The organism is Enterobacter cloacae complex sp. FDA-CDC-AR_0164, from assembly GCF_003071645.1.
Taxonomy (GTDB): Bacteria; Pseudomonadota; Gammaproteobacteria; order Enterobacterales; family Enterobacteriaceae; genus Enterobacter; species Enterobacter ludwigii.
The window spans coordinates 1,854,561-1,874,372 of the sequence record NZ_CP028950.1 but is presented as its reverse complement, the minus strand read 5'-3'; the positions used below and the strand labels follow the sequence as shown (position 1 = coordinate 1,874,372).

The following is a 19,812-nucleotide window of genomic DNA, read 5'->3' as shown; positions in this document are numbered from 1 at the left end:
TTTTTACGGTTATGAAAAAACAAAATTTACGCAGTATGGCGGCTCAGGCCGTTGAGCAGGTTGTCGAGCAGGGCCAGTCATTGAGCAATATCCTGCCAGCTTTGCAGCAAAAAGTGTCCGACAAAGACAAAGCCCTGCTTCAGGAGCTCTGTTTTGGCGTCCTACGCACGCTTTCTCAGCTCGAGTGGCTGGTTAATAAGCTGATGTCACGTCCAATGACCGGCAAGCAGCGCACCGTGCATTATTTGATTATGGTTGGCTTCTACCAGCTTCTTCACACGCGTATCCCGCCTCATGCCGCACTGGCTGAGACAGTGGAAGGTGCCGTTGTGATTAAACGTCCTATGCTGAAAGGGTTGATTAATGGCGTTCTGCGCCAGTTCCAGCGACAGCAGGAAGAGCTTCTGGCTGAGTTCGGACAAAGTGAAGCACGTTATCTGCATCCTGAGTGGCTCCTGAATCGCCTTAAAAAAGCCTGGCCAGAGCAGTGGCAGGCAATTGCCGACGCGAATAATCAGCGTCCGCCGATGTGGTTACGCGTCAACCGTAATCACCATACGCGCGACGCCTGGCTGGCTTTACTGGAAGAGGCTGGAATGAGCGGCTTCACACATGAAGCATATCCTGACGCTGTGCGTTTAGCCTCTCCTGCTCCGGTACATGCTTTACCCGGTTTTGATGAAGGTTGGGTGACCGTACAAGATGCTTCCGCGCAGGGCTGCATGGCCTGGCTGGAACCTAAAAACGGCGAGCACATCCTCGATCTCTGCGCCGCACCAGGCGGCAAGACGACGCATATTCTGGAAGTGGCCCCTCAGGCAAACGTCATGGCCGTGGATATCGATGAGCAGCGTCTTTCACGCGTCTATGACAACCTTAAGCGCCTGGGAATGAAAGCGCAGGTTAAGCAAGGCGATGGCCGCAAACCCGCAGAATGGTGTGGTGAAACGCAATTCGATCGCATCTTGCTGGATGCGCCATGCTCGGCAACCGGCGTTATTCGTCGCCACCCGGATATTAAGTGGTTACGTCGCGATCGCGATATCAAGGAACTGACTCAACTGCAATCCGACATTCTTGATGCCATTTGGCCACACCTGAAGCCAGGAGGCACGCTGGTCTATGCGACCTGTTCGGTCCTTCCGGAAGAAAACAGCCAGCAGATTGCAGCCTTCCTTAAACGTACCCCGGATGCAGTGCTACACGACACGGGCACGCCTGAACGCCCAGGCCTGCAGAATCTGCCGGCCGCTGAAGAAGGTGATGGCTTCTTTTACGCTAAGCTAATCAAAGAGTGATGTTGAGAACAGGTCACGAGATATGAAGATAATCATTCTGGGCGCCGGACAGGTTGGTGGGACGCTGGCTGAAAACCTTGTTGGCGAAAATAATGACATCACGATTGTCGATACCAATGGCGATCGGCTGCGTGTTTTACAGGACAAATTTGACCTTCGCGTCGTGCAAGGTCATGGCTCGCACCCGCGTGTCCTGCGTGAAGCGGGCGCCGACGATGCTGACATGCTGGTTGCGGTGACCAGTTCTGACGAAACCAACATGGTGGCATGTCAGGTGGCCTATTCGCTGTTCAACACGCCGAACCGGATCGCGCGCATCCGCTCCCCGGACTATGTCCGGGATGCAGAGAAGCTGTTTAATTCCGAAGCGGTCCCTATCGACCATCTTATCGCTCCAGAACAGCTGGTTATCGACAATATCTACCGCCTGATCGAATATCCTGGTGCGCTGCAGGTGGTGAACTTCGCCGAAGGTAAAGTGAGCCTGGCGGTCGTTAAGGCCTATTACGGCGGCCCATTGATCGGTAATGCGCTCTCCACCATGCGTGAGCATATGCCGCATATTGATACCCGCGTTGCAGCCATTTTCCGCCATGACAGGCCAATTCGCCCACAGGGTTCAACCATAGTCGAGGCAGGTGATGAAGTCTTCTTCATCGCGGCATCTCAGCATATTCGCGCGGTAATGAGCGAACTGCAGCGTCTCGAAAAACCGTATAAACGCATTATGCTCGTTGGCGGTGGTAATATCGGCGCGGGACTGGCGCACCGGCTGGAAAAAGACTACAGCGTGAAGCTGATCGAGCGCGATCAACAGCGCGCGGCTGAGCTGGCTGAAAAGCTGCAAAACACCATCGTGTTTTATGGCGATGCCTCTGATCAAGAGCTGCTGGCAGAAGAGCATATTGATCAAGTTGATCTGTTTATTGCTGTCACTAACGACGACGAGGCGAACATTATGTCCGCCATGCTCGCCAAACGTATGGGGGCAAAAAAGGTCATGGTGCTTATTCAACGCCGCGCCTATGTTGACCTGGTGCAGGGAAGCGTTATTGATATCGCGATATCACCGCAGCAAGCAACCATTTCTGCCCTGCTGAGCCATGTTCGTAAAGCGGATATTGTTGGCGTATCCTCCCTTCGCCGCGGTGTGGCTGAAGCCATTGAGGCCGTTGCTCATGGTGATGAAACCACATCACGCGTTGTGGGCCGCGCTATCGATGAAATTAAACTGCCACCGGGAACAATTATTGGTGCCGTGGTGCGTGGAAACGACGTGATGATTGCGAATGATAATTTACGTATCGAGCAAGGCGACCACGTCATTATGTTCCTTACCGATAAAAAATTTATTACCGACGTCGAACGTTTATTCCAGCCAAGTCCATTCTTCCTGTAATCAATCAGGTGCTTATAAAAGGGCACCTGATTATTAACCCTCTTATTCCCATGCCTTTTATTTTTCATAACGATTAATTATCCCCAATGGAAATTAACTAATCATTTGTTAAACTTATAATCGTCAGTTGGCTCAAGGAGAAGAAAATGAGTTTAGTTAAAGAATTTCGCGAATTTGCGATGCGCGGGAATGTGGTGGATCTGGCAGTGGGTGTCATTATCGGTGCAGCGTTCGGTAAGATCGTTTCATCATTGGTAGCCGACATTATTATGCCTCCCCTCGGGCTGTTAATCGGGGGCATTGATTTTAAACAGTTTGCCGTGACGCTTCGGGATGCACAGGGTGATGTCCCTGCCGTTGTTATGCATTATGGCGTTTTCATTCAGAACATATTTGATTTCGTGATCGTGGCGTTCGCCATTTTTATGGCTATCAAGCTTATCAATAAGCTTAACCGTAAAAAGGCTGAAGAACCGGCTGCGCCGCCTGCTCCGACAAAAGAAGAAGTGTTATTGACTGAAATTCGCGATCTGTTGAAAGAGCAAAATAACCGCTCTTAATCAGACGTTGAAAAAAGGAAGGCCAGTGGTAAAAAAGCGATTCGCTTGCTTGCCACTGGCCTCCCAGTTACCCCGTTTTGCATGTTTCCCTTTTCGTAAATAACTCCCTTTTCCTTTTTTATTCTTCTCAATACGCTGCCTGAAAAGCGGGTCGTGGAGCAGTGCCTCAATGGCATTATCCTGAATTTGCCCTTTCGTATGCTGATAGCGGCTCATAAATTCTCCTGAGCATGGTGTATGTCGACGGGAGTCTAGTCCCGGATGAAGTAAAAATCAACAGCCCTGGGTTCCACTGGCCCCCTGTTCAAGGGCTTCAAGAATTGAACAATAAATACTGCTATGGGCTGTACCGCAGCAGGCGTCATTCAACCGTTGCAGAGAACGCTGCATGGTCTGCAGTTCCTGTATACGCGCTTCAACTTCATCAAGCCTTGCCTGTACGATGCTCTTCGACTCCTGGCAAGTATGGTGTTCAGGATCGATGCGGATCGAAAGTAACTCGCGGATCGAGTCCAGCGTGAAACCAAGCTGGCGAGCGTAGCGGATAAACCGTAAGCGCTGCAGGTCATGATCGGTATAGAGTCGAAATCCACCTTCAGTACGAACCTCGTGATCAATCATCTGCTGCTTTTCGTAATAGCGGATAGTGTCCGGCGTTACGTTAGCAAGCCTGGCAAGTTCACCGATACGGTACATGGTTATTCCTCATTTATTTTCTGCATTAGCCTGTCACTGTACTCACCGTGCAAAAAGTCTGTGCTCATTCCGGCCTGACGCATTTTGAGTTCGATGAGAGCCAGTCGACGGCTAATTTCACGGTGGCTGGGATCATCCTTGCGAATCCCTTTCAGCAGGTCAGCCAGTTGCATGGCCTCTTTACGCTGCTCCAGTTCCGGTGGTAAACAACCGGCATTTTTGAGTAAGCGATATCCAGCCCGTAATTCAGGGGCAACATACGAATCATCATCAAGCACTAACGGCTCACCGCGTCCCGCAAGGTTATCAAATTCGCCTTTTCGCTGAGCATCGCTGATATGGCGTTCTGCCCACTGGTCGAGCAACCACATGAATAACTCCAGAAGATGAACAGAAAAGATACAGATATTGTAGAGAAGTGGGGATTCAGCGGATATAAAAAAACCCGCCGAAGCGGGTTTTTTTACGTTACTACAGATTACTCTGCAGCAGCTTCTGCTTTAGATTCTGAACGATCAACCAGCTCGATGTAAGCCATCGGAGCGTTGTCGCCTGCACGGAAGCCACACTTCAGAATACGAGTGTAACCACCGGCACGGCTCGCGAAACGCGGACCCAGTTCGTTAAACAGTTTTGCCACGATCTCGTTATCACGAGTACGGGCGAATGCCAGACGACGATTTGCAACGCTGTCAGTCTTGGCAAGAGTAATCAGCGGCTCAACTACGCGACGCAGCTCTTTCGCTTTAGGCAGGGTCGTCTTGATGATTTCATGACGAACCAGTGAACCTGCCATGTTGCGGAACATAGCCTGGCGATGGCTGCTGTTGCGGTTCAGTTGACGACCACTCTTACGATGGCGCATGACCTTATCCTTCTCAGTAAAACCTTAACCTGTGATCCGGTTACTCGTCAGCAATGCTTGCTGGTGGCCAGTTTTCCAGGCGCATGCCCAGAGACAGACCACGTGAAGCCAGCACGTCTTTAATCTCGGTAAGAGATTTTTTACCCAGGTTCGGCGTTTTCAGCAACTCAACCTCGGTACGCTGTACCAGATCACCGATATAGTGGATAGCTTCTGCCTTGAGGCAGTTAGCAGAGCGGACAGTCAATTCGAGATCGTCAACAGGGCGCAGCAGGATCGGATCGAATTCTGGTTTCTCTTCTTTCACTTCCGGCTGACGAACATCACGTAAGTCAACGAAAGCTTCCAGTTGTTCTGCCAGGATGGTTGCCGCACGACGAATCGCCTCTTCAGGATCGATTGTGCCGTTGGTTTCCATTTCGATGACCAGCTTGTCCAGGTCGGTACGCTGTTCTACACGCGCTGCTTCAACATTGTAGGCAATACGCTCTACAGGGCTGTAGCATGCGTCGACCAGCAGACGGCCGATTGGGCGCTCATCTTCTTCCGAATGAATTCGGGCAGAAGCCGGCACATAACCACGACCGCGCTGAACTTTGATACGCATGCTAATCGCTGCGTTCTCATCGGTCAGGTGGCAGATCACGTGCTGCGGCTTGACGATTTCAACATCACCGTCGTGGGTGATGTCGGCTGCAGTCACAGGGCCAATGCCAGATTTATTCAGAGTAAGAATAACTTCATCTTTACCCTGAACTCTCACCGCCAGCCCTTTCAGGTTGAGCAGGATTTCAAGGATATCTTCCTGAACGCCTTCTTTGGTGCTGTACTCATGAAGTACACCATCAATCTCAACCTCGGTCACCGCGCAACCCGGCATCGATGAGAGCAGAATACGGCGCAGTGCGTTACCCAGAGTATGGCCAAAGCCACGCTCTAAAGGCTCAAGGGTCACCTTGGCGTGCGTCGAACTCACTTGCTCGATATCTACCAGGCGCGGTTTTAGAAACTCTGTCACAGAACCCTGCATTGTGTCCTCTCTTTGGTACTAAGCTTTACTTGGAGTAAAGCTCGACGATCAGGTGTTCGTTAATGTCCGCAGACAGATCAGAACGTTCTGGCTGACGCTTGAACGTACCTTCCATCTTGCCAGCATCAACTTCCAGCCAGGTTGGCTTTTCACGCTGCTCAGCCAGCTCCAGAGCGGCTTTCACGCGAGATTGCTTTTTCGCTTTCTCACGAATGCTAACAACGTCATTCGCTTTAACCTGATAAGAAGCGATGTTAACAACACGACCGTTTACCATGATTGCTTTATGGCTAACCAACTGGCGTGATTCAGCACGAGTCGCGCCGAAGCCCATACGGTAAACAACGTTGTCCAGACGACCTTCCAGCAGAGCCAGCAGGTTTTCACCTGTGTTGCCTTTCAGACGTGCTGCTTCTTTATAGTAGTTACGGAACTGACGCTCCAGCACACCGTACATACGGCGAACTTTTTGCTTTTCACGCAACTGCACACCATAGTCAGACAGACGCGGTTTACGCGCACCGTGCTGGCCAGGAGCTTGTTCAATTTTACACTTGGTATCGATCGCGCGAACGCCAGACTTAAGGAATAAGTCGGTGCCCTCACGACGGCTCAGCTTGAGCTTAGGACCCAAATATCTTGCCATTTTCTATCTCCAACTAACCTAAAAAACGAGCGTTATACGCGACGTTTTTTCGGCGGACGACAACCGTTATGAGGGATCGGAGTCACATCAGTAATATTCGTGATGCGGAAACCAGCGGCGTTCAGAGCGCGAACAGTAGATTCACGACCCGGACCCGGACCTTTAACCATAACTTCCAGATTCTTGATGCCGTATTCTTTTACGGCTTCTGCGCAACGCTCTGCTGCAACCTGAGCTGCAAACGGAGTGGATTTGCGAGAACCACGGAAACCGGAACCACCGGCTGTTGCCCAACCCAAAGCGTTACCCTGACGATCAGTAATAGTAACGATGGTGTTGTTGAAAGAAGCATGGATATGAGCCACGCCGTCAGAGACTTGTTTTCTTACACGTTTACGTGCACGAACTGGTGCCTTTGCCATTATTCAATCACCCCGATTATTTCTTGATCGGTTTGCGCGGACCCTTACGGGTACGTGCGTTGGTCTTAGTACGCTGACCGCGCACTGGCAGACCACGACGATGACGCAAACCGCGATAGCAACCAAGATCCATCAGGCGCTTGATGCTCATGCTGATTTCACGGCGCAGATCACCTTCAACGACAAATTTGGCAACTTCGTCACGCAGCGTGTCGATTTGTTCTTCAGACAGCTCACTGATCTTAACATCTTCAGCGATACCCGCTGCAGCCAGAATGGCTTTGGAACGGGTCTTGCCGACGCCATAGATCGAAGTTAATGCGATCACAGCATGTTTCTGATCAGGAATGTTAATGCCTGCTATACGGGCCACTATGCACTCCTACTATTTAATATGTACGCACCATGCTGAAAAGCCCGTTTTCAGGATACTCAAATGGAAACGTACAGACATACAAAAGATTGGCTGGCTAATCTAGCCAGCTCAACCCAACTTTGCAAGAAAAATATGCGAAATAATCAGCCTTGGCGCTGTTTATGCTTCGGCTCGGCACTGCAAATCACACGGATGACACCATCACGCTTAACGATTTTGCAGTTACGGCATAATTTCTTGACGGAAGCACGAACTTTCATTTTTACTCTCCGTAACTTCTCAGGCGACCATTTAGCGGCCGTAGCCTTTCAGGTTCGCCTTCTTCAATGCAGACTCATACTGACTGGACATCATCAGAGTTTGCACTTGAGCCATAAAGTCCATAATCACGACAACAACGATAAGCAGTGAGGTCCCACCGAAGTAGAACGGTACCTTCATTGCATCACGCATGAACTCCGGGATCAGGCAGATAAAAGTAATATAAAGCGCACCAACCAAAGTCAGGCGAGTCATTACTTTATCGATATACTTCGCCGTTTGCTCTCCCGGACGAATTCCTGGTACAAATGCACCGGACTTCTTCAGGTTATCTGCTGTTTCACGCGGGTTGAAAACCAACGCCGTGTAGAAGAAACAGAAGAAGATGATCGCAGACGCATAGAGTAACACATAAAGTGGTTGCCCAGGCTGCAAATACAGCGAAATTGTTGTCAGCCAGTTCCAACCAGTACCGCCCCCGAACCATGACGCGATGGTTGCCGGGAACAGAATAATACTGGAAGCGAAGATAGCCGGGATAACCCCCGCCATGTTCACTTTCAGCGGTAAATGTGTGCTCTGTGCAGCATAGACACGACGACCTTGTTGACGCTTAGCGTAGTTCACCACAATGCGGCGTTGACCACGTTCAACGAAGACAACAAAGAACGTCACTGCAAATACTAATACTGCAACCAACAGCAACAGGAGGAAGTGCAGGTCGCCTTGACGCGCTTGCTCGATAGTGTGGGCAATGGCTGGCGGGAGACCCGCAACAATACCAGCGAAGATAATGATTGAGATACCGTTACCGATACCACGCTCAGTAATCTGTTCGCCGAGCCACATCAGGAACATTGTTCCTGTGACCAGACTTACAACAGCGGTGAAATAGAATGCAAAGCCTGGGTTTAATACCAGGCCCTGCATACCAGGCATATTCGGCAGACCGGTAGCAATACCGATCGACTGGAATATTGCCAGCACCAGAGTGCCGTAACGGGTGTACTGGCTTATCTTACGACGTCCAGACTCCCCTTCTTTCTTCAGTTCTGCCAGGGCCGGATGAACGACCGTCAGCAGCTGGATAATAATCGATGCCGAAATATACGGCATGATACCCAGAGCGAAGATAGAAGCACGGCTGAGAGCACCACCAGAGAACATGTTAAACATTTCAATGATGGTGCCTCGCTGTTGCTCAAGCAGTTTGGCAAGTACAGCGGCATCGATACCAGGGATCGGAATAAAAGAGCCAACACGGAACACAATCAGCGCGCCGATAACAAACAGCAGTCTGCGTTTCAGCTCGCCAAATCCACCTTTGGCACTTTGAAAATCTAATCCCGGTTGCTTAGCCATCTGCTACTTATTCCTCAATTTTACCGCCAGCGGCTTCGATAGCAGCACGAGCACCTTTAGTAACACGCAGGCCACGAACAGTTACCGGAGTAGAAACTTCACCAGCCAGGATCACTTTCGCGAACTCGATCTGGATACCGATAATGTTTGCCGCTTTCAGCGTGTTCAGGTCTACAACGCCGCCTTCAACTTTCGCCAGGTCAGACAGACGGATTTCCGCTGTAATCGCTGCTTTGCGAGAAGTGAAGCCGAACTTCGGCAGACGACGGTACAGTGGCATCTGGCCACCCTCGAAACCGCGACGTACGCCACCGCCAGAACGAGAGTTCTGACCTTTGTGACCACGACCACCGGTTTTGCCGAGGCCAGAACCGATACCACGACCCAGGCGTTTACCCGCCTTTTTAGAGCCTTCGGCCGGAGACAGAGTATTTAAACGCATCTCTTACTCCTCAACTTTAACCATGAAGTAAACCGCGTTGACCATACCACGAACAGCGGGAGTATCCTCGCGCTCAACGGTATGACCAATACGACGCAGACCCAGGCCAAGCAGCGTTGCCTTGTGTTTCGGCAGACGACCGATTGCACTGCGGGTTTGAGTGATTTTAATAGTCTTTGCCATGGTCAATTACCCCAGAATTTCTTCAACGGATTTACCACGCTTGGCAGCGACCATTTCTGGAGAATTCATATTTTCCAGGCCATCAATAGTTGCACGAACCACGTTAATCGGGTTGGTGGAACCGTATGCTTTAGCCAGAACGTTATGAACCCCAGCAACTTCCAGAACGGCGCGCATTGCACCACCGGCGATGATACCGGTACCTTCTGAAGCTGGCTGCATGAATACACGAGAACCCGTGTGAACACCTTTAACTGGGTGCTGCAGGGTACCGTTGTTCAGCGCGACGTTAATCATATTGCGACGGGCTTTTTCCATCGCTTTCTGGATCGCTGCTGGAACTTCACGCGCTTTACCGTAACCAAAACCAACGCGACCGTTACCATCGCCAACTACAGTCAGAGCTGTGAAGGAGAAAATACGACCACCTTTAACGGTTTTAGATACGCGGTTAACCGCGATCAGCTTTTCCTGCAGTTCGCCAGCCTGTTTTTCGATGTGAGCCATCTTACACCTCTACCTTAGAACTGAAGGCCAGCTTCACGGGCAGCATCTGCCAGTGCCTGGACACGACCATGATATTGGAACCCGGAACGGTCAAAGGAAACATTGCTGATGCCTTTTTCCAGAGCGCGTTCTGCAACAGCTTTACCTACAGCTGCAGCGGCGTCTTTGTTACCGGTGTACTTCAATTGCTCTGCAATAGCTTTTTCTACAGTAGAAGCAGCTACCAGAACTTCAGAACCGTTTGGTGCAATGACCTGTGCGTAAATATGACGCGGGGTACGATGTACCACCAGGCGAGTTGCACCCAGCTCTTTGAGCTTGCGGCGTGCGCGGGTCGCACGACGGATACGAGCAGATTTCTTATCCATAGTGTTACCTTACTTCTTCTTAGCCTCTTTGGTACGCACGACTTCGTCGGCGTAACGAACACCCTTGCCTTTATAAGGCTCAGGACGACGGTAGGCGCGCAGATCTGCTGCAACCTGACCGATCAGCTGTTTATCAGCGCCTTTCAGCACGATTTCAGTCTGGGTCGGACATTCTGCAGTGATACCGGCCGGCAGCGGATGCTCAACAGGGTGTGAGAAGCCCAGAGACAGGCCTACTGCATTCCCTTTGATAGCTGCACGATAACCTACACCAACCAGTTGAAGCTTTTTAGTGAAGCCTTCGGTAACACCAACAACCATTGAGTTCAGCAGGGCACGCGCGGTACCAGCCTGAGCCCATCCATCCACGAAACCATCACGTGGACCGAAGGTCAGAGCATTATCTGCATGTTTAACTTCAACAGCTTTGTTGAGGGTACGAGTCAGCTCGCCGTTTTTACCTTTGATCGTAATAACCTGACCGTCGATTTTTACATCAACGCCGGCAGGAATAACGACCGGTGCTTTAGCAACACGAGACATTCTTTCCTCCGATTAGGCTACGTAGCAGATAATTTCGCCACCAAGACCAGCCTGGCGCGCTGCACGATCAGTCATAACACCTTTAGAGGTAGAAACAACTGCGATACCAAGACCAGCCATAACTTTAGGCAGCTCATCTTTTTTCTTATAGATGCGCAGACCTGGGCGGCTGACACGCTGAATGCTTTCTACAACAGCTTTACCCTGGAAATACTTGAGAGTAAGTTCCAGTTCCGGCTTGGTGTCGCCTTCAACTTTAAAATCTTCGATAAAACCTTCTTCCTTCAGCACGTTGGCAATTGCCACTTTCAGCTTGGCGGAAGGCATGGTGACCGCAACTTTGTTCGCGGCCTGACCGTTACGGATACGGGTCAGCATATCCGCGATCGGATCTTGCATGCTCATCTGTCTTTACTCCCGTGATTCAATTGGTAATTACCAGCTAGCCTTTTTCAAGCCTGGTACTTCACCGCGCATGGCGGCTTCACGCAGTTTGATACGGCTCAACCCAAACTTGCCCACATAACCATGTGGACGACCTGTTTGACGACAGCGGTTACGCTGACGAGACGGGCTGGAATCACGCGGCAGAGACTGCAGCTTGAGAACCGCATTCCAACGATCTTCGTCGGAAGCGTTCACATCAGAAATGATCGCTTTCAGTTCAGCGCGTTTAGCGAAGAATTTATCAGCTAAAGCTACGCGTTTTACTTCGCGTGCTTTCATTGATTGCTTAGCCATTCAGTAACCCTACCTTACTTGCGGAACGGGAAGTCAAAGGCAGCCAGCAGAGCACGGCCTTCTTCATCAGATTTCGCAGTAGTGGTAATGGTAATATCCAAACCACGCACGCGGTCGACTTTATCGTAGTCGATCTCTGGGAAGATGATCTGCTCACGGACACCCATGCTGTAGTTACCACGACCGTCGAAAGACTTAGCGGACAAGCCACGGAAGTCACGGATACGTGGTACAGCAATAGTGATCAGGCGCTCAAAGAACTCCCACATGCGTTCGCCACGCAGAGTTACTTTACAGCCGATCGGATAGCCCTGACGGATTTTGAAGCCTGCAACAGATTTGCGTGCTTTGGTGATCAGCGGTTTTTGACCGGAGATTGCTGTCAGGTCAGCTGCTGCGTTATCCAGCAGTTTCTTGTCAGCGATCGCTTCACCAACACCCATGTTCAGGGTGATCTTCTCGACCCGAGGGACTTGCATGACAGAATTGTAGTTAAACTCAGTCATGAGTTTGTTAACTACTTCGTCTTTGTAGTAATCATGCAGTTTCGCCATCGTACTACTCCAAATTACTTGATAGTTTCGCTGTTAGACTTGAAGAAACGGACTTTTTTCCCGTCTTCGAATCTAAAGCCTACACGGTCAGCCTTGCCGGTTGCCGCATTGAAGATTGCAACGTTAGAAACCTGAATAGCAGCTTCTTTTTCAACGATGCCGCCTGGTTGGTTCAGGGCCGGAACCGGCTTCTGATGTTTCTTAACCAGGTTGATACCTTCAACAATGACCTTGCCGGAAGACAGGACATTTTTTACTTTACCGCGTTTACCTTTATCTTTACCGGTTAACACGATAACTTCGTCATCACGACGGATTTTCGCTGCCATGATTCGCTCCTTAGAGTACTTCTGGTGCCAGAGAGATAATTTTCATGAACTTTTCAGTACGAAGTTCACGAGTTACCGGCCCAAAGATACGCGTGCCGATTGGCTGCTCACTGTTATTGTTCAAAATAACGCATGCATTACCATCGAAGCGAATGACAGAACCGTCAGGGCGACGAACACCCTTCTTGGTGCGCACCACTACCGCTTTCAGCACATCACCTTTTTTGACCTTACCACGTGGAATTGCTTCTTTGATGGTGATCTTGATGATGTCGCCTACGCCTGCGTAGCGACGGTGCGAGCCACCCAGAACCTTGATACACATTACGCGACGTGCACCGGAGTTGTCGGCGACGTTCAGCATAGTCTGTTCTTGGATCATTTTAGTGCTCCGCTAATGTCAACTACTACCTGAGACTCTAAAATCAGAGCCGTTAAAAAGCCCCATATCGAGGGCGCGGCATTATAACACCGCTTCTACAATATGGGTAGAAAAAATAAACGGCTCATCGCTGAGCCGTTTATTCGTATTGAGAATGCGTACTCTATTACAGAACCGCTTTCTCTACAACGCGAACCAGCGTCCAGGACTTAGTCTTGGACAGTGGACGGCATTCACGGATTTCAACCTTGTCGCCGATACCACATTCGTTGTTCTCGTCATGTACGTGCAGTTTGGTCGTACGTTTGATGAATTTACCGTAGATCGGGTGTTTCACAATACGTTCGATAGCTACAACGATGGATTTCTCCATTTTGTCGCTAACAACACGACCTTGCAGAGTACGGATTTTATCGGTCATTACGCACCCGCCTTCTGAGTCAGTAAAGTCTTAACGCGCGCAACATTGCGACGCACTTGCTTCAGCAGGTGAGTCTGTTGCAGCTGGCCACTTGCAGCCTGCATACGCAGGTTGAACTGCTCACGCAGCAGGTTCAGCAGCTCAGCGTTCAGCTCTTCAACGCTTTTTTCACGCAGCTCTTTTGCTTTCATTACATCACCGTCTTAGTTACAAAGGTGGTTTTGATAGGCAGTTTCGCTGCTGCCAGGCCGAAGGCTTCACGGGCCAGCTCTTCCGGAACGCCGTCCATTTCATAAAGGACTTTGCCCGGTTGGATCAAGGCAACCCAGTACTCCACGTTACCTTTACCTTTACCCATACGAACTTCCAGCGGCTTCTCGGTGATCGGTTTGTCCGGGAATACACGGATCCAGATCTTACCTTGACGCTTAACTGCACGGGTCATTGCACGACGTGCTGCTTCGATCTGACGTGCAGTCAGACGACCACGGCCAACAGCTTTCAGACCGAAAGTGCCGAAGCTAACATCCGTACCCTGCGCCAGACCACGGTTGCGGCCTTTGTGCACTTTACGGAATTTTGTACGCTTTGGTTGTAACATCAGCGACGCTCCTTATTTACGGCCTTTACGCTGCTGCTTTTTAGGTTGAGCAGCCGGTTTTTCCGGTTGTTCAACAGCAGCCATACCACCCAGGATCTCACCTTTGAAGATCCATACCTTAACGCCGATTACACCGTAAGTGGTGTGCGCTTCAGAGGTGTTGTAGTCGATGTCAGCACGCAGAGTGTGCAGCGGTACGCGACCTTCGCGGTACCATTCGGTACGTGCGATTTCCGCGCCGCCCAGACGGCCGCTAACTTCAACTTTGATACCCTTAGCGCCCAGACGCATTGCGTTCTGTACAGCACGCTTCATAGCACGACGGAACATAACACGACGTTCCAGCTGTGAAGTGATGCTGTCAGCAACCAATTTAGCGTCCAGTTCAGGCTTACGAACTTCAGCGATATTGATCTGTGCAGGAACGCCAGCGATATCCGCTACGACCTTGCGCAGTTTTTCTACGTCTTCGCCTTTCTTACCGATAACGATGCCAGGACGAGCAGTGTGAATGGTTACACGAATGCTCTTAGCTGGACGCTCGATAACGATACGAGATACAGACGCTTTAGCCAGTTCCTTAGTCAGGTACTGACGTACTTTAAAATCGCTGTCCAGGTTGTCAGCGAATTCTTTGGTGTTCGCAAACCAGGTAGAGTTCCATGGTTTTACAATACCCAGGCGAATACCATTAGGATGTACTTTCTGACCCATTGCTAGTCTCCAGAGTCTCAGCGATCGGACACAACCACAGTAATGTGGCTGGTGCGCTTCAGGATGCGATCTGCACGACCTTTCGCACGCGGCATAATGCGCTTCATGCTTGGGCCTTCATCTACGAAAATTTTCGCGACTTTCAGATCGTCGATGTCAGCGCCATCGTTGTGTTCAGCGTTAGCAATGGCAGATTCCAGTACTTTCTTGACCAATACCGCAGCTTTCTTGTTGGTATAGGTCAGGATGTCCAGGGCCTGCGACACTTTCTTACCGCGAATCAGGTCAGCAACAAGGCGAACCTTCTGAGCAGAAGAACGAGCATGGCGATGTTGAGCTAAAGTTTCCATCTCTTCCTCCTACCTTATTTCTTCTTCGCTTTTTTATCAGCAGCGTGGCCGCGATAAGTACGAGTCGGTGCGAATTCACCCAGTTTGTGACCAACCATTTCGTCGGTAACAAAGACTGGAACGTGCTGACGACCATTATGGACAGCGATGGTCAAACCGATCATGTTAGGAAAGATCGTTGAACGACGGGACCAAGTGCGCAGGGGCTTCTTGTCTCCGCTTTCCACCGCTTTCTCTACCTTCTTCAGCAAGTGCAGGTCAATAAAAGGACCTTTCTTGAGAGAACGTGGCATGGCTTATCCTCTAAAATTATTTGCTACGGCGACGTACGATAAATTTATCAGTACGCTTGTTGCTGCGGGTCTTCTTACCTTTGGTCTGAACGCCCCACGGAGTTACCGGGTGCTTACCAAAGTTACGACCTTCACCACCACCATGTGGGTGGTCTACTGGGTTCATCGCAGTACCGCGAACGGTAGGACGAACACCACGCCAGCGTGCAGCACCAGCTTTACCCAGAACGCGCAGCATATGCTCAGCATTGCCAACTTCGCCCAGAGTAGCGCGGCAATCTGCTTCGACTTTACGCATTTCACCAGAACGCAGACGCAGGGTGACATAAGCACCGTCACGAGCAACGATCTGAACGTAAGTACCCGCGGAACGCGCCAGCTGACCGCCTTTACCTGGTTTCATTTCTACGTTATGAACGGTAGAACCAACCGGGATATTGCGCATCGGCAGGGTGTTGCCTGCTTTGATTGCAGCATCAACGCCAGACTGAATCTGGTCGCCAGCTTTCAGGCCTTTAGGGGCCAGGATGTAACGGCGTTCACCGTCTTTGTACAGAACCAGCGCGATGTTCGCGGAACGGTTCGGATCGTACTCAAGACGTTCAACAACTGCTGGGATACCGTCTTTGTTGCGTTTGAAGTCAACAATACGATAAGCCTGCTTGTGGCCACCACCGATGTGACGAGTGGTGATACGGCCATTGTTGTTACGACCACCGGATTTGCTGTTTTTTTCCAGCAACGGAGCAAAAGGTTTGCCCTTGTGCAGCTCAGGGTTAACCACTTTAACTACGTGGCGACGACCCGGAGATGTCGGTTTACATTTAACAACTGCCATTGTATTACTCCTCCGACTTACTCAGCGCCGCCAACGAAGTCCAGGTTCTGGCCTTCTTTAAGGGTGACGTAAGCTTTTTTCCAGTCGCTACGACGACCGATACGCTGTCCGTGACGTTTAACTTTCCCTTTAACAACCAGGGTGTTAACGACTTCGACTTCGACTTCAAACAGTTTCTGCACAGCAGCTTTGATCTCTGCTTTGGTCGCGTCTTTAGCAACTTTGAGAACGATGGTGTTTGTTTTTTCCATCGCAGTAGACGCTTTTTCAGAAACGTGCGGTGCGCGAAGCACCTTCAGCAGACGTTCTTCACGAATCATGCCAGCATCTCCTCAACTTGCTTAACAGCATCAGCAGTCATTACGACTTTGTCGAAGGCGATCAGGCTAACCGGGTCGATACCAGTCGCATCGCGTACGTCAACCTTGTGCAGGTTACGTGCGGCCAGGAACAGGTTCTCGTCCAGCTCACCGGTGATGATCAGCACATCTTCCAGAGCCATGTCTTTCAGTTTCTGTGCCAGCAGCTTAGTTTTAGGCGCTTCTACAGAGAACTTCTCGACAACGATCAGACGATCCTGACGTACCAGTTCGGACAGAATGCTTTTCAGCGCGCCGCGGTACATCTTTTTGTTAACTTTTTGACTGTGGTCCTGTGGACGCGCAGCGAAGGTTACGCCACCTGAACGCCAGATCGGGCTCTTGATAGAACCTGAACGCGCACGGCCGGTACCTTTCTGGCGCCATGGCTTTTTGCCAGAACCAGTTACTTCAGCACGAGTCTTCTGAGCACGAGTACCCTGACGAGCACCAGCTGCATAAGCAACAACAACCTGGTGAACCAGCGCTTCGTTGAAATCACGACCGAAGGTAGTTTCGGAAACAGTCAGCGCGCTCTGCGCGTCTTTCAATACTAATTCCATTGCTATCCCCTTACGCCTTCACAGCTGGTTTAACGATCAGGTCGCTACCGGTAGCACCCGGAACAGCACCCTTAACCAGCAGCAGGTTGCGCTCAGCGTCAACACGTACTACGTCCAGGCTCTGAACGGTTACACGTTCGTTACCCAGCTGACCTGCCATTTTCTTGCCTTTGAACACTTTGCCCGGAGTCTGGTTCTGACCGATAGAACCCGGAACGCGGTGAGACAAGGAGTTACCGTGAGTAGCGTCCTGGGTACGGAAGTTCCAGCGCTTAACGGTACCAGCAAAACCTTTACCTTTAGAGGTACCGGTTACGTCAACTTTTTTAACGTCAGCAAACAGCTCAACGCTAATGTCTTGACCTACGGTGAACTCTTCGCCTTCAGCAAGACGGAATTCCCACAGACCACGGCCAGCTTCAACGCCAGCTTTAGCGAAGTGACCCGCTTCTGGTTTGGTTACACGGTTAGCTTTTTTAGCACCGGTGGTAACCTGAACAGCGCGGTAGCCATCGTTAGCCAGATCTTTAACCTGAGTAACGCGGTTTGCTTCAACTTCGATTACGGTTACTGGGATAGAAACGCCATCTTCAGTGAAGATGCGGGTCATTCCCACTTTTTTACCGACTAAACCAATCATTGTTTCAACCTCTCAATCGCTCGATGACCTGATTAACCCAGGCTGATCTGCACGTCTACACCGGCAGCCAGATCCAGACGCATCAGAGCATCAACGGTTTTCTCAGTTGGCTCAACGATGTCAACCAGACGCTTGTGAGTGCGGATTTCGTACTGATCACGCGCATCTTTGTTAACGTGCGGAGAGATCAGAACGGTAAAGCGCTCTTTGCGGGTCGGCAGCGGGATCGGACCACGGACTTGCGCACCAGTGCGCTTAGCAGTCTCGACGATTTCCGCGGTTGATTGATCGATCAGACGATGATCAAACGCTTTAAGGCGGATACGGATTCTTTGGTTCTGCATGAGACCAGAGCTCCAATTATTTTATAAACGAAAATGATTACTCCTCAAACCCATTACGATTGATGGGAGAGTGTAACCGTTCTTACGTAGCTCCCCGATTGGGAGCATTGTTGAGTAACAAAATTAGCTACTCCGGTTCAGATTGAACCCGCCGTCAACTACGACAAGCCCGCGCATTATACGTAAATCTGAGCAAGACGCAAGTGCCGTTTAGAAATTAAGCGCCAAAGACATGCGATGCGTAGGGCATTCCATTATTTGCAGCAACCTGTCTGCTTTCATCTCTTCTTATGAACCCCTCACGCAATTCCTGTGTACGGACGTTGCTGGCCTTGCATCATGAGAAGAGTATGCACCAAACATCTTTGAGGCTTTGCGTATGCTGATTCCCCTCCCCTTTCTGCTCGTTTACTTCGCACTCTCCGGTTTACTGGTACGTGAAGATATTCGTGCCGGCCTTCTCCCGGATAAATACCTCTGTCCCCTCTTATGGACCGGCCTGCTCTTCCAGCGTTGCCTTCATCCTGACTTTCTTTCGAACGCAGTGGCTGGCGCGATGGCAGGGTATGTGAGCTTTGCGATTATCTACTGGGGCTACCGGCTTCTGACTGGACGTGAAGGGATGGGCTATGGCGATGTGAAATATCTTTCGGCACTGGGGGCGTGGCACGGTTGGCACATATTGCCCGCACTGGTGTTAACCGCCGCATTGTTGGCGCTTCTTTACCAGCTGATTCTCGCTTTACCGGCTCCTGATAAACAGGCATTAAAAAACCCACTGCCTTTTGGGCCATTTCTGGCGGCAGCGGGTTTAAGTGTTGGTTGGCAGACGCTGTTTAGTCAGCCACTTTAATCTGGGATTGAAGATAATTCTGCAGACCAATTTTACTGATGAGATCCAGCTCAGTTTCAAGCCAGTCGATATGCCCTTCTTCATCGGCCAGAATCTGGATCATCATATCGCGGCTGACGTAGTCATGAACACTGTCCGCATAGGCAATGGCTTCGCGGAGATCTTTTGCGCCTTCAAGCTCGAGCCTGAGGTCGGACCGAAGCATCTCTTCAACATCTTCACCGATGCCGAGTTTGCCGAGATCCTGCAGGTTAGGAATGCCTTCAAGGAATAAAATACGCTCGATGTATTTATCGGCATGTTTCATCTCATCGATGGATTCATGGTATTCAACATCGTTGAGGCGCATCAGGCCCCAGTTTTTGAACATTCTCGCATGGAGAAAATACTGATTGATCGCGACAAGCTCATTTCCCAATAATTTATTGAGATAACTTATGATTTTAACATCACCTTTCATTATATAGTCCCTCCGCTTCCACTCATTGAAGCGTAGATCGGGCTACAGGGATGTCAAAAAAAAGATGGGCGCTTACGCAATCTCTTTGTATTCCGGGATCTGCATCAATTCGTCCTGCATGATCTCACGTGCAGCACGTACACATTTACCGCATTGATTTCCCACTGGAACAAATTTGCGAAGCTGCTGGAAGGACTGTGGCTGAAACTGGCGAACGGCCTGACGTATTTTTTTGTCGCTTACACCATTACATAAACAAACGTACATAAAGACTCCCGTTCAAAATATGCGCAAAGTGTAAGTGAGAATGGTTATGATTACAATAGCACAAACACCCGTATACGGGGCGGGAGAGGACGAAAAATGCGAAAATTTGTGACAGACACATAACGGCAGAAAACAAAAAAGGACG

At 50.3% G+C, this 19,812-nt stretch carries 37 protein-coding genes; 4 read left to right on the top strand and 33 right to left on the bottom strand.

Annotated features, from left to right (window positions below; genetic code table 11):
- The first annotated feature begins 11 nt into the window (after positions 1–11).
- The 3 genes from rsmB to mscL all read left to right on the top strand — a co-directional run bounded on the left by rsmB (position 12) and on the right by mscL (position 3,257).
- The gene (rsmB, locus tag AM410_RS09195) at positions 12–1,298 is read left to right on the top strand and encodes a 16S rRNA (cytosine(967)-C(5))-methyltransferase RsmB (RefSeq protein WP_032680167.1); all 1,287 of its coding nucleotides are present in this window, start codon (positions 12–14) and stop codon (positions 1,296–1,298) included.
- 22 nt (positions 1,299–1,320) lie between these two features.
- Complete coding sequence (trkA, locus tag AM410_RS09190; RefSeq protein ID WP_014171891.1) at positions 1,321–2,697, top strand: Trk system potassium transporter TrkA; 1,377 nt, start codon at positions 1,321–1,323, stop codon at positions 2,695–2,697.
- A 146-nt stretch (positions 2,698–2,843) separates the two neighbouring features.
- Entirely contained in the window at positions 2,844–3,257 is a 414-nt protein-coding gene (gene mscL, locus AM410_RS09185) for a large-conductance mechanosensitive channel protein MscL (protein WP_014171892.1), read from the top strand.
- On the opposite strand, the gene AM410_RS09180 is transcribed toward mscL, so the two are convergent.
- From AM410_RS09180 to rpsJ, 31 genes are all read right to left on the bottom strand, one after another.
- Positions 3,258–3,473, bottom strand: coding sequence for an alternative ribosome-rescue factor A (locus tag AM410_RS09180; protein WP_014171893.1), 216 nt, complete (start codon positions 3,471–3,473; stop codon positions 3,258–3,260).
- Between the two features lie 57 nt (positions 3,474–3,530).
- A complete protein-coding gene (gene zntR, locus AM410_RS09175) occupies positions 3,531–3,953 on the bottom strand; it encodes a Zn(2+)-responsive transcriptional regulator (protein ID WP_014171894.1) in 423 nt (140 codons plus the stop codon).
- A 2-nt stretch (positions 3,954–3,955) separates the two neighbouring features.
- The gene (locus AM410_RS09170; protein ID WP_073397830.1) at positions 3,956–4,324 is read right to left on the bottom strand and encodes a DUF1992 domain-containing protein; all 369 of its coding nucleotides are present in this window, start codon (positions 4,322–4,324) and stop codon (positions 3,956–3,958) included.
- A gap of 107 nt (positions 4,325–4,431) precedes the next feature.
- On the bottom strand, positions 4,432–4,818 hold the full coding sequence (gene rplQ, locus AM410_RS09165; protein ID WP_001216372.1) for a 50S ribosomal protein L17: 387 nt from the start codon (positions 4,816–4,818) through the stop codon (positions 4,432–4,434).
- A gap of 40 nt (positions 4,819–4,858) precedes the next feature.
- Positions 4,859–5,848 (bottom strand): DNA-directed RNA polymerase subunit alpha, encoded by a 990-nt coding sequence (locus tag AM410_RS09160; protein ID WP_002919219.1) that lies wholly within the window; start codon positions 5,846–5,848, stop codon positions 4,859–4,861.
- Positions 5,849–5,873: 25 nt separating this feature from the next.
- Entirely contained in the window at positions 5,874–6,494 is a 621-nt protein-coding gene (gene rpsD / locus AM410_RS09155) for a 30S ribosomal protein S4 (protein WP_004868345.1), read from the bottom strand.
- 32 nt (positions 6,495–6,526) lie between these two features.
- A complete protein-coding gene (rpsK, locus tag AM410_RS09150; RefSeq protein ID WP_003863312.1) occupies positions 6,527–6,916 on the bottom strand; it encodes a 30S ribosomal protein S11 in 390 nt (129 codons plus the stop codon).
- Between the two features lie 16 nt (positions 6,917–6,932).
- On the bottom strand, positions 6,933–7,289 hold the full coding sequence (gene rpsM / locus AM410_RS09145; RefSeq protein WP_003863308.1) for a 30S ribosomal protein S13: 357 nt from the start codon (positions 7,287–7,289) through the stop codon (positions 6,933–6,935).
- Between the two features lie 146 nt (positions 7,290–7,435).
- Positions 7,436–7,552 carry a 50S ribosomal protein L36 gene (gene rpmJ, locus AM410_RS09140; protein WP_000868187.1) on the bottom strand — a complete coding sequence of 39 codons (117 nt, stop codon included), beginning with the start codon at positions 7,550–7,552 and terminating at the stop codon, positions 7,436–7,438.
- A 31-nt stretch (positions 7,553–7,583) separates the two neighbouring features.
- Entirely contained in the window at positions 7,584–8,915 is a 1,332-nt protein-coding gene (gene secY / locus AM410_RS09135) for a preprotein translocase subunit SecY (RefSeq protein ID WP_014171896.1), read from the bottom strand.
- 7 nt (positions 8,916–8,922) lie between these two features.
- The gene (rplO, locus tag AM410_RS09130) at positions 8,923–9,357 is read right to left on the bottom strand and encodes a 50S ribosomal protein L15 (RefSeq protein WP_003863304.1); all 435 of its coding nucleotides are present in this window, start codon (positions 9,355–9,357) and stop codon (positions 8,923–8,925) included.
- Positions 9,358–9,360: 3 nt separating this feature from the next.
- Positions 9,361–9,540 (bottom strand): 50S ribosomal protein L30, encoded by a 180-nt coding sequence (rpmD, locus tag AM410_RS09125; protein WP_003863301.1) that lies wholly within the window; start codon positions 9,538–9,540, stop codon positions 9,361–9,363.
- A gap of 6 nt (positions 9,541–9,546) precedes the next feature.
- Entirely contained in the window at positions 9,547–10,047 is a 501-nt protein-coding gene (rpsE, locus tag AM410_RS09120; protein WP_003863299.1) for a 30S ribosomal protein S5, read from the bottom strand.
- A 14-nt stretch (positions 10,048–10,061) separates the two neighbouring features.
- Complete coding sequence (rplR, locus tag AM410_RS09115; RefSeq protein WP_013099023.1) at positions 10,062–10,415, bottom strand: 50S ribosomal protein L18; 354 nt, start codon at positions 10,413–10,415, stop codon at positions 10,062–10,064.
- Between the two features lie 9 nt (positions 10,416–10,424).
- The gene (rplF, locus tag AM410_RS09110) at positions 10,425–10,958 is read right to left on the bottom strand and encodes a 50S ribosomal protein L6 (RefSeq protein WP_003863296.1); all 534 of its coding nucleotides are present in this window, start codon (positions 10,956–10,958) and stop codon (positions 10,425–10,427) included.
- 12 nt (positions 10,959–10,970) lie between these two features.
- The gene (rpsH, locus tag AM410_RS09105; protein WP_006178918.1) at positions 10,971–11,363 is read right to left on the bottom strand and encodes a 30S ribosomal protein S8; all 393 of its coding nucleotides are present in this window, start codon (positions 11,361–11,363) and stop codon (positions 10,971–10,973) included.
- A gap of 30 nt (positions 11,364–11,393) precedes the next feature.
- A complete protein-coding gene (gene rpsN / locus AM410_RS09100; protein WP_003863291.1) occupies positions 11,394–11,699 on the bottom strand; it encodes a 30S ribosomal protein S14 in 306 nt (101 codons plus the stop codon).
- Positions 11,700–11,713: 14 nt separating this feature from the next.
- Positions 11,714–12,253 carry a 50S ribosomal protein L5 gene (gene rplE / locus AM410_RS09095; RefSeq protein WP_001096206.1) on the bottom strand — a complete coding sequence of 180 codons (540 nt, stop codon included), beginning with the start codon at positions 12,251–12,253 and terminating at the stop codon, positions 11,714–11,716.
- Between the two features lie 14 nt (positions 12,254–12,267).
- Complete coding sequence (rplX, locus tag AM410_RS09090) at positions 12,268–12,582, bottom strand: 50S ribosomal protein L24 (RefSeq protein ID WP_000729185.1); 315 nt, start codon at positions 12,580–12,582, stop codon at positions 12,268–12,270.
- Positions 12,583–12,592: 10 nt separating this feature from the next.
- Positions 12,593–12,964: a 50S ribosomal protein L14 gene (rplN, locus tag AM410_RS09085; RefSeq protein ID WP_002919748.1), complete on the bottom strand. Its 372-nt coding sequence runs from the start codon at positions 12,962–12,964 to the stop codon at positions 12,593–12,595.
- A gap of 166 nt (positions 12,965–13,130) precedes the next feature.
- Complete coding sequence (gene rpsQ, locus AM410_RS09080) at positions 13,131–13,385, bottom strand: 30S ribosomal protein S17 (RefSeq protein ID WP_008503489.1); 255 nt, start codon at positions 13,383–13,385, stop codon at positions 13,131–13,133.
- Positions 13,385–13,576, bottom strand: coding sequence for a 50S ribosomal protein L29 (gene rpmC / locus AM410_RS09075; RefSeq protein WP_003863282.1), 192 nt, complete (start codon positions 13,574–13,576; stop codon positions 13,385–13,387). Before rpmC ends, rpsQ begins: the two co-directional genes overlap by 1 nt.
- A complete protein-coding gene (gene rplP / locus AM410_RS09070; RefSeq protein WP_002919759.1) occupies positions 13,576–13,986 on the bottom strand; it encodes a 50S ribosomal protein L16 in 411 nt (136 codons plus the stop codon). Before rplP ends, rpmC begins: the two co-directional genes overlap by 1 nt.
- A 12-nt stretch (positions 13,987–13,998) precedes the next feature.
- Positions 13,999–14,700 carry a 30S ribosomal protein S3 gene (rpsC, locus tag AM410_RS09065; protein ID WP_000529945.1) on the bottom strand — a complete coding sequence of 234 codons (702 nt, stop codon included), beginning with the start codon at positions 14,698–14,700 and terminating at the stop codon, positions 13,999–14,001.
- Positions 14,701–14,717: 17 nt separating this feature from the next.
- On the bottom strand, positions 14,718–15,050 hold the full coding sequence (gene rplV / locus AM410_RS09060; protein WP_002919773.1) for a 50S ribosomal protein L22: 333 nt from the start codon (positions 15,048–15,050) through the stop codon (positions 14,718–14,720).
- 14 nt (positions 15,051–15,064) lie between these two features.
- Entirely contained in the window at positions 15,065–15,343 is a 279-nt protein-coding gene (rpsS, locus tag AM410_RS09055; protein ID WP_001138117.1) for a 30S ribosomal protein S19, read from the bottom strand.
- Positions 15,344–15,359: 16 nt separating this feature from the next.
- On the bottom strand, positions 15,360–16,181 hold the full coding sequence (gene rplB, locus AM410_RS09050) for a 50S ribosomal protein L2 (protein ID WP_000301859.1): 822 nt from the start codon (positions 16,179–16,181) through the stop codon (positions 15,360–15,362).
- Positions 16,182–16,198: 17 nt separating this feature from the next.
- Positions 16,199–16,501: a 50S ribosomal protein L23 gene (gene rplW / locus AM410_RS09045; RefSeq protein WP_000617546.1), complete on the bottom strand. Its 303-nt coding sequence runs from the start codon at positions 16,499–16,501 to the stop codon at positions 16,199–16,201.
- Entirely contained in the window at positions 16,498–17,103 is a 606-nt protein-coding gene (gene rplD, locus AM410_RS09040; protein WP_000424395.1) for a 50S ribosomal protein L4, read from the bottom strand. The genes rplW and rplD overlap by 4 nt, the downstream gene beginning before the upstream one ends.
- A gap of 10 nt (positions 17,104–17,113) precedes the next feature.
- Positions 17,114–17,743 (bottom strand): 50S ribosomal protein L3, encoded by a 630-nt coding sequence (gene rplC, locus AM410_RS09035; protein WP_006178923.1) that lies wholly within the window; start codon positions 17,741–17,743, stop codon positions 17,114–17,116.
- Positions 17,744–17,775: 32 nt separating this feature from the next.
- Entirely contained in the window at positions 17,776–18,087 is a 312-nt protein-coding gene (gene rpsJ / locus AM410_RS09030; protein ID WP_001181005.1) for a 30S ribosomal protein S10, read from the bottom strand.
- 379 nt (positions 18,088–18,466) lie between these two features.
- On the opposite strand from rpsJ, the gene AM410_RS09025 reads away from it, so the two are divergent.
- Complete coding sequence (locus AM410_RS09025) at positions 18,467–18,940, top strand: prepilin peptidase (protein WP_073397828.1); 474 nt, start codon at positions 18,467–18,469, stop codon at positions 18,938–18,940.
- Here the strand turns inward: AM410_RS09025 and bfr are convergent.
- Together bfr and bfd are read right to left on the bottom strand one after the other, a co-directional pair.
- Complete coding sequence (gene bfr, locus AM410_RS09020; RefSeq protein ID WP_014171902.1) at positions 18,924–19,400, bottom strand: bacterioferritin; 477 nt, start codon at positions 19,398–19,400, stop codon at positions 18,924–18,926. The genes AM410_RS09025 and bfr overlap by 17 nt on opposite strands.
- A gap of 72 nt (positions 19,401–19,472) precedes the next feature.
- Entirely contained in the window at positions 19,473–19,667 is a 195-nt protein-coding gene (gene bfd, locus AM410_RS09015) for a bacterioferritin-associated ferredoxin (RefSeq protein WP_008503493.1), read from the bottom strand.
- Between the last annotated feature and the right edge of the window lie 145 nt (positions 19,668–19,812).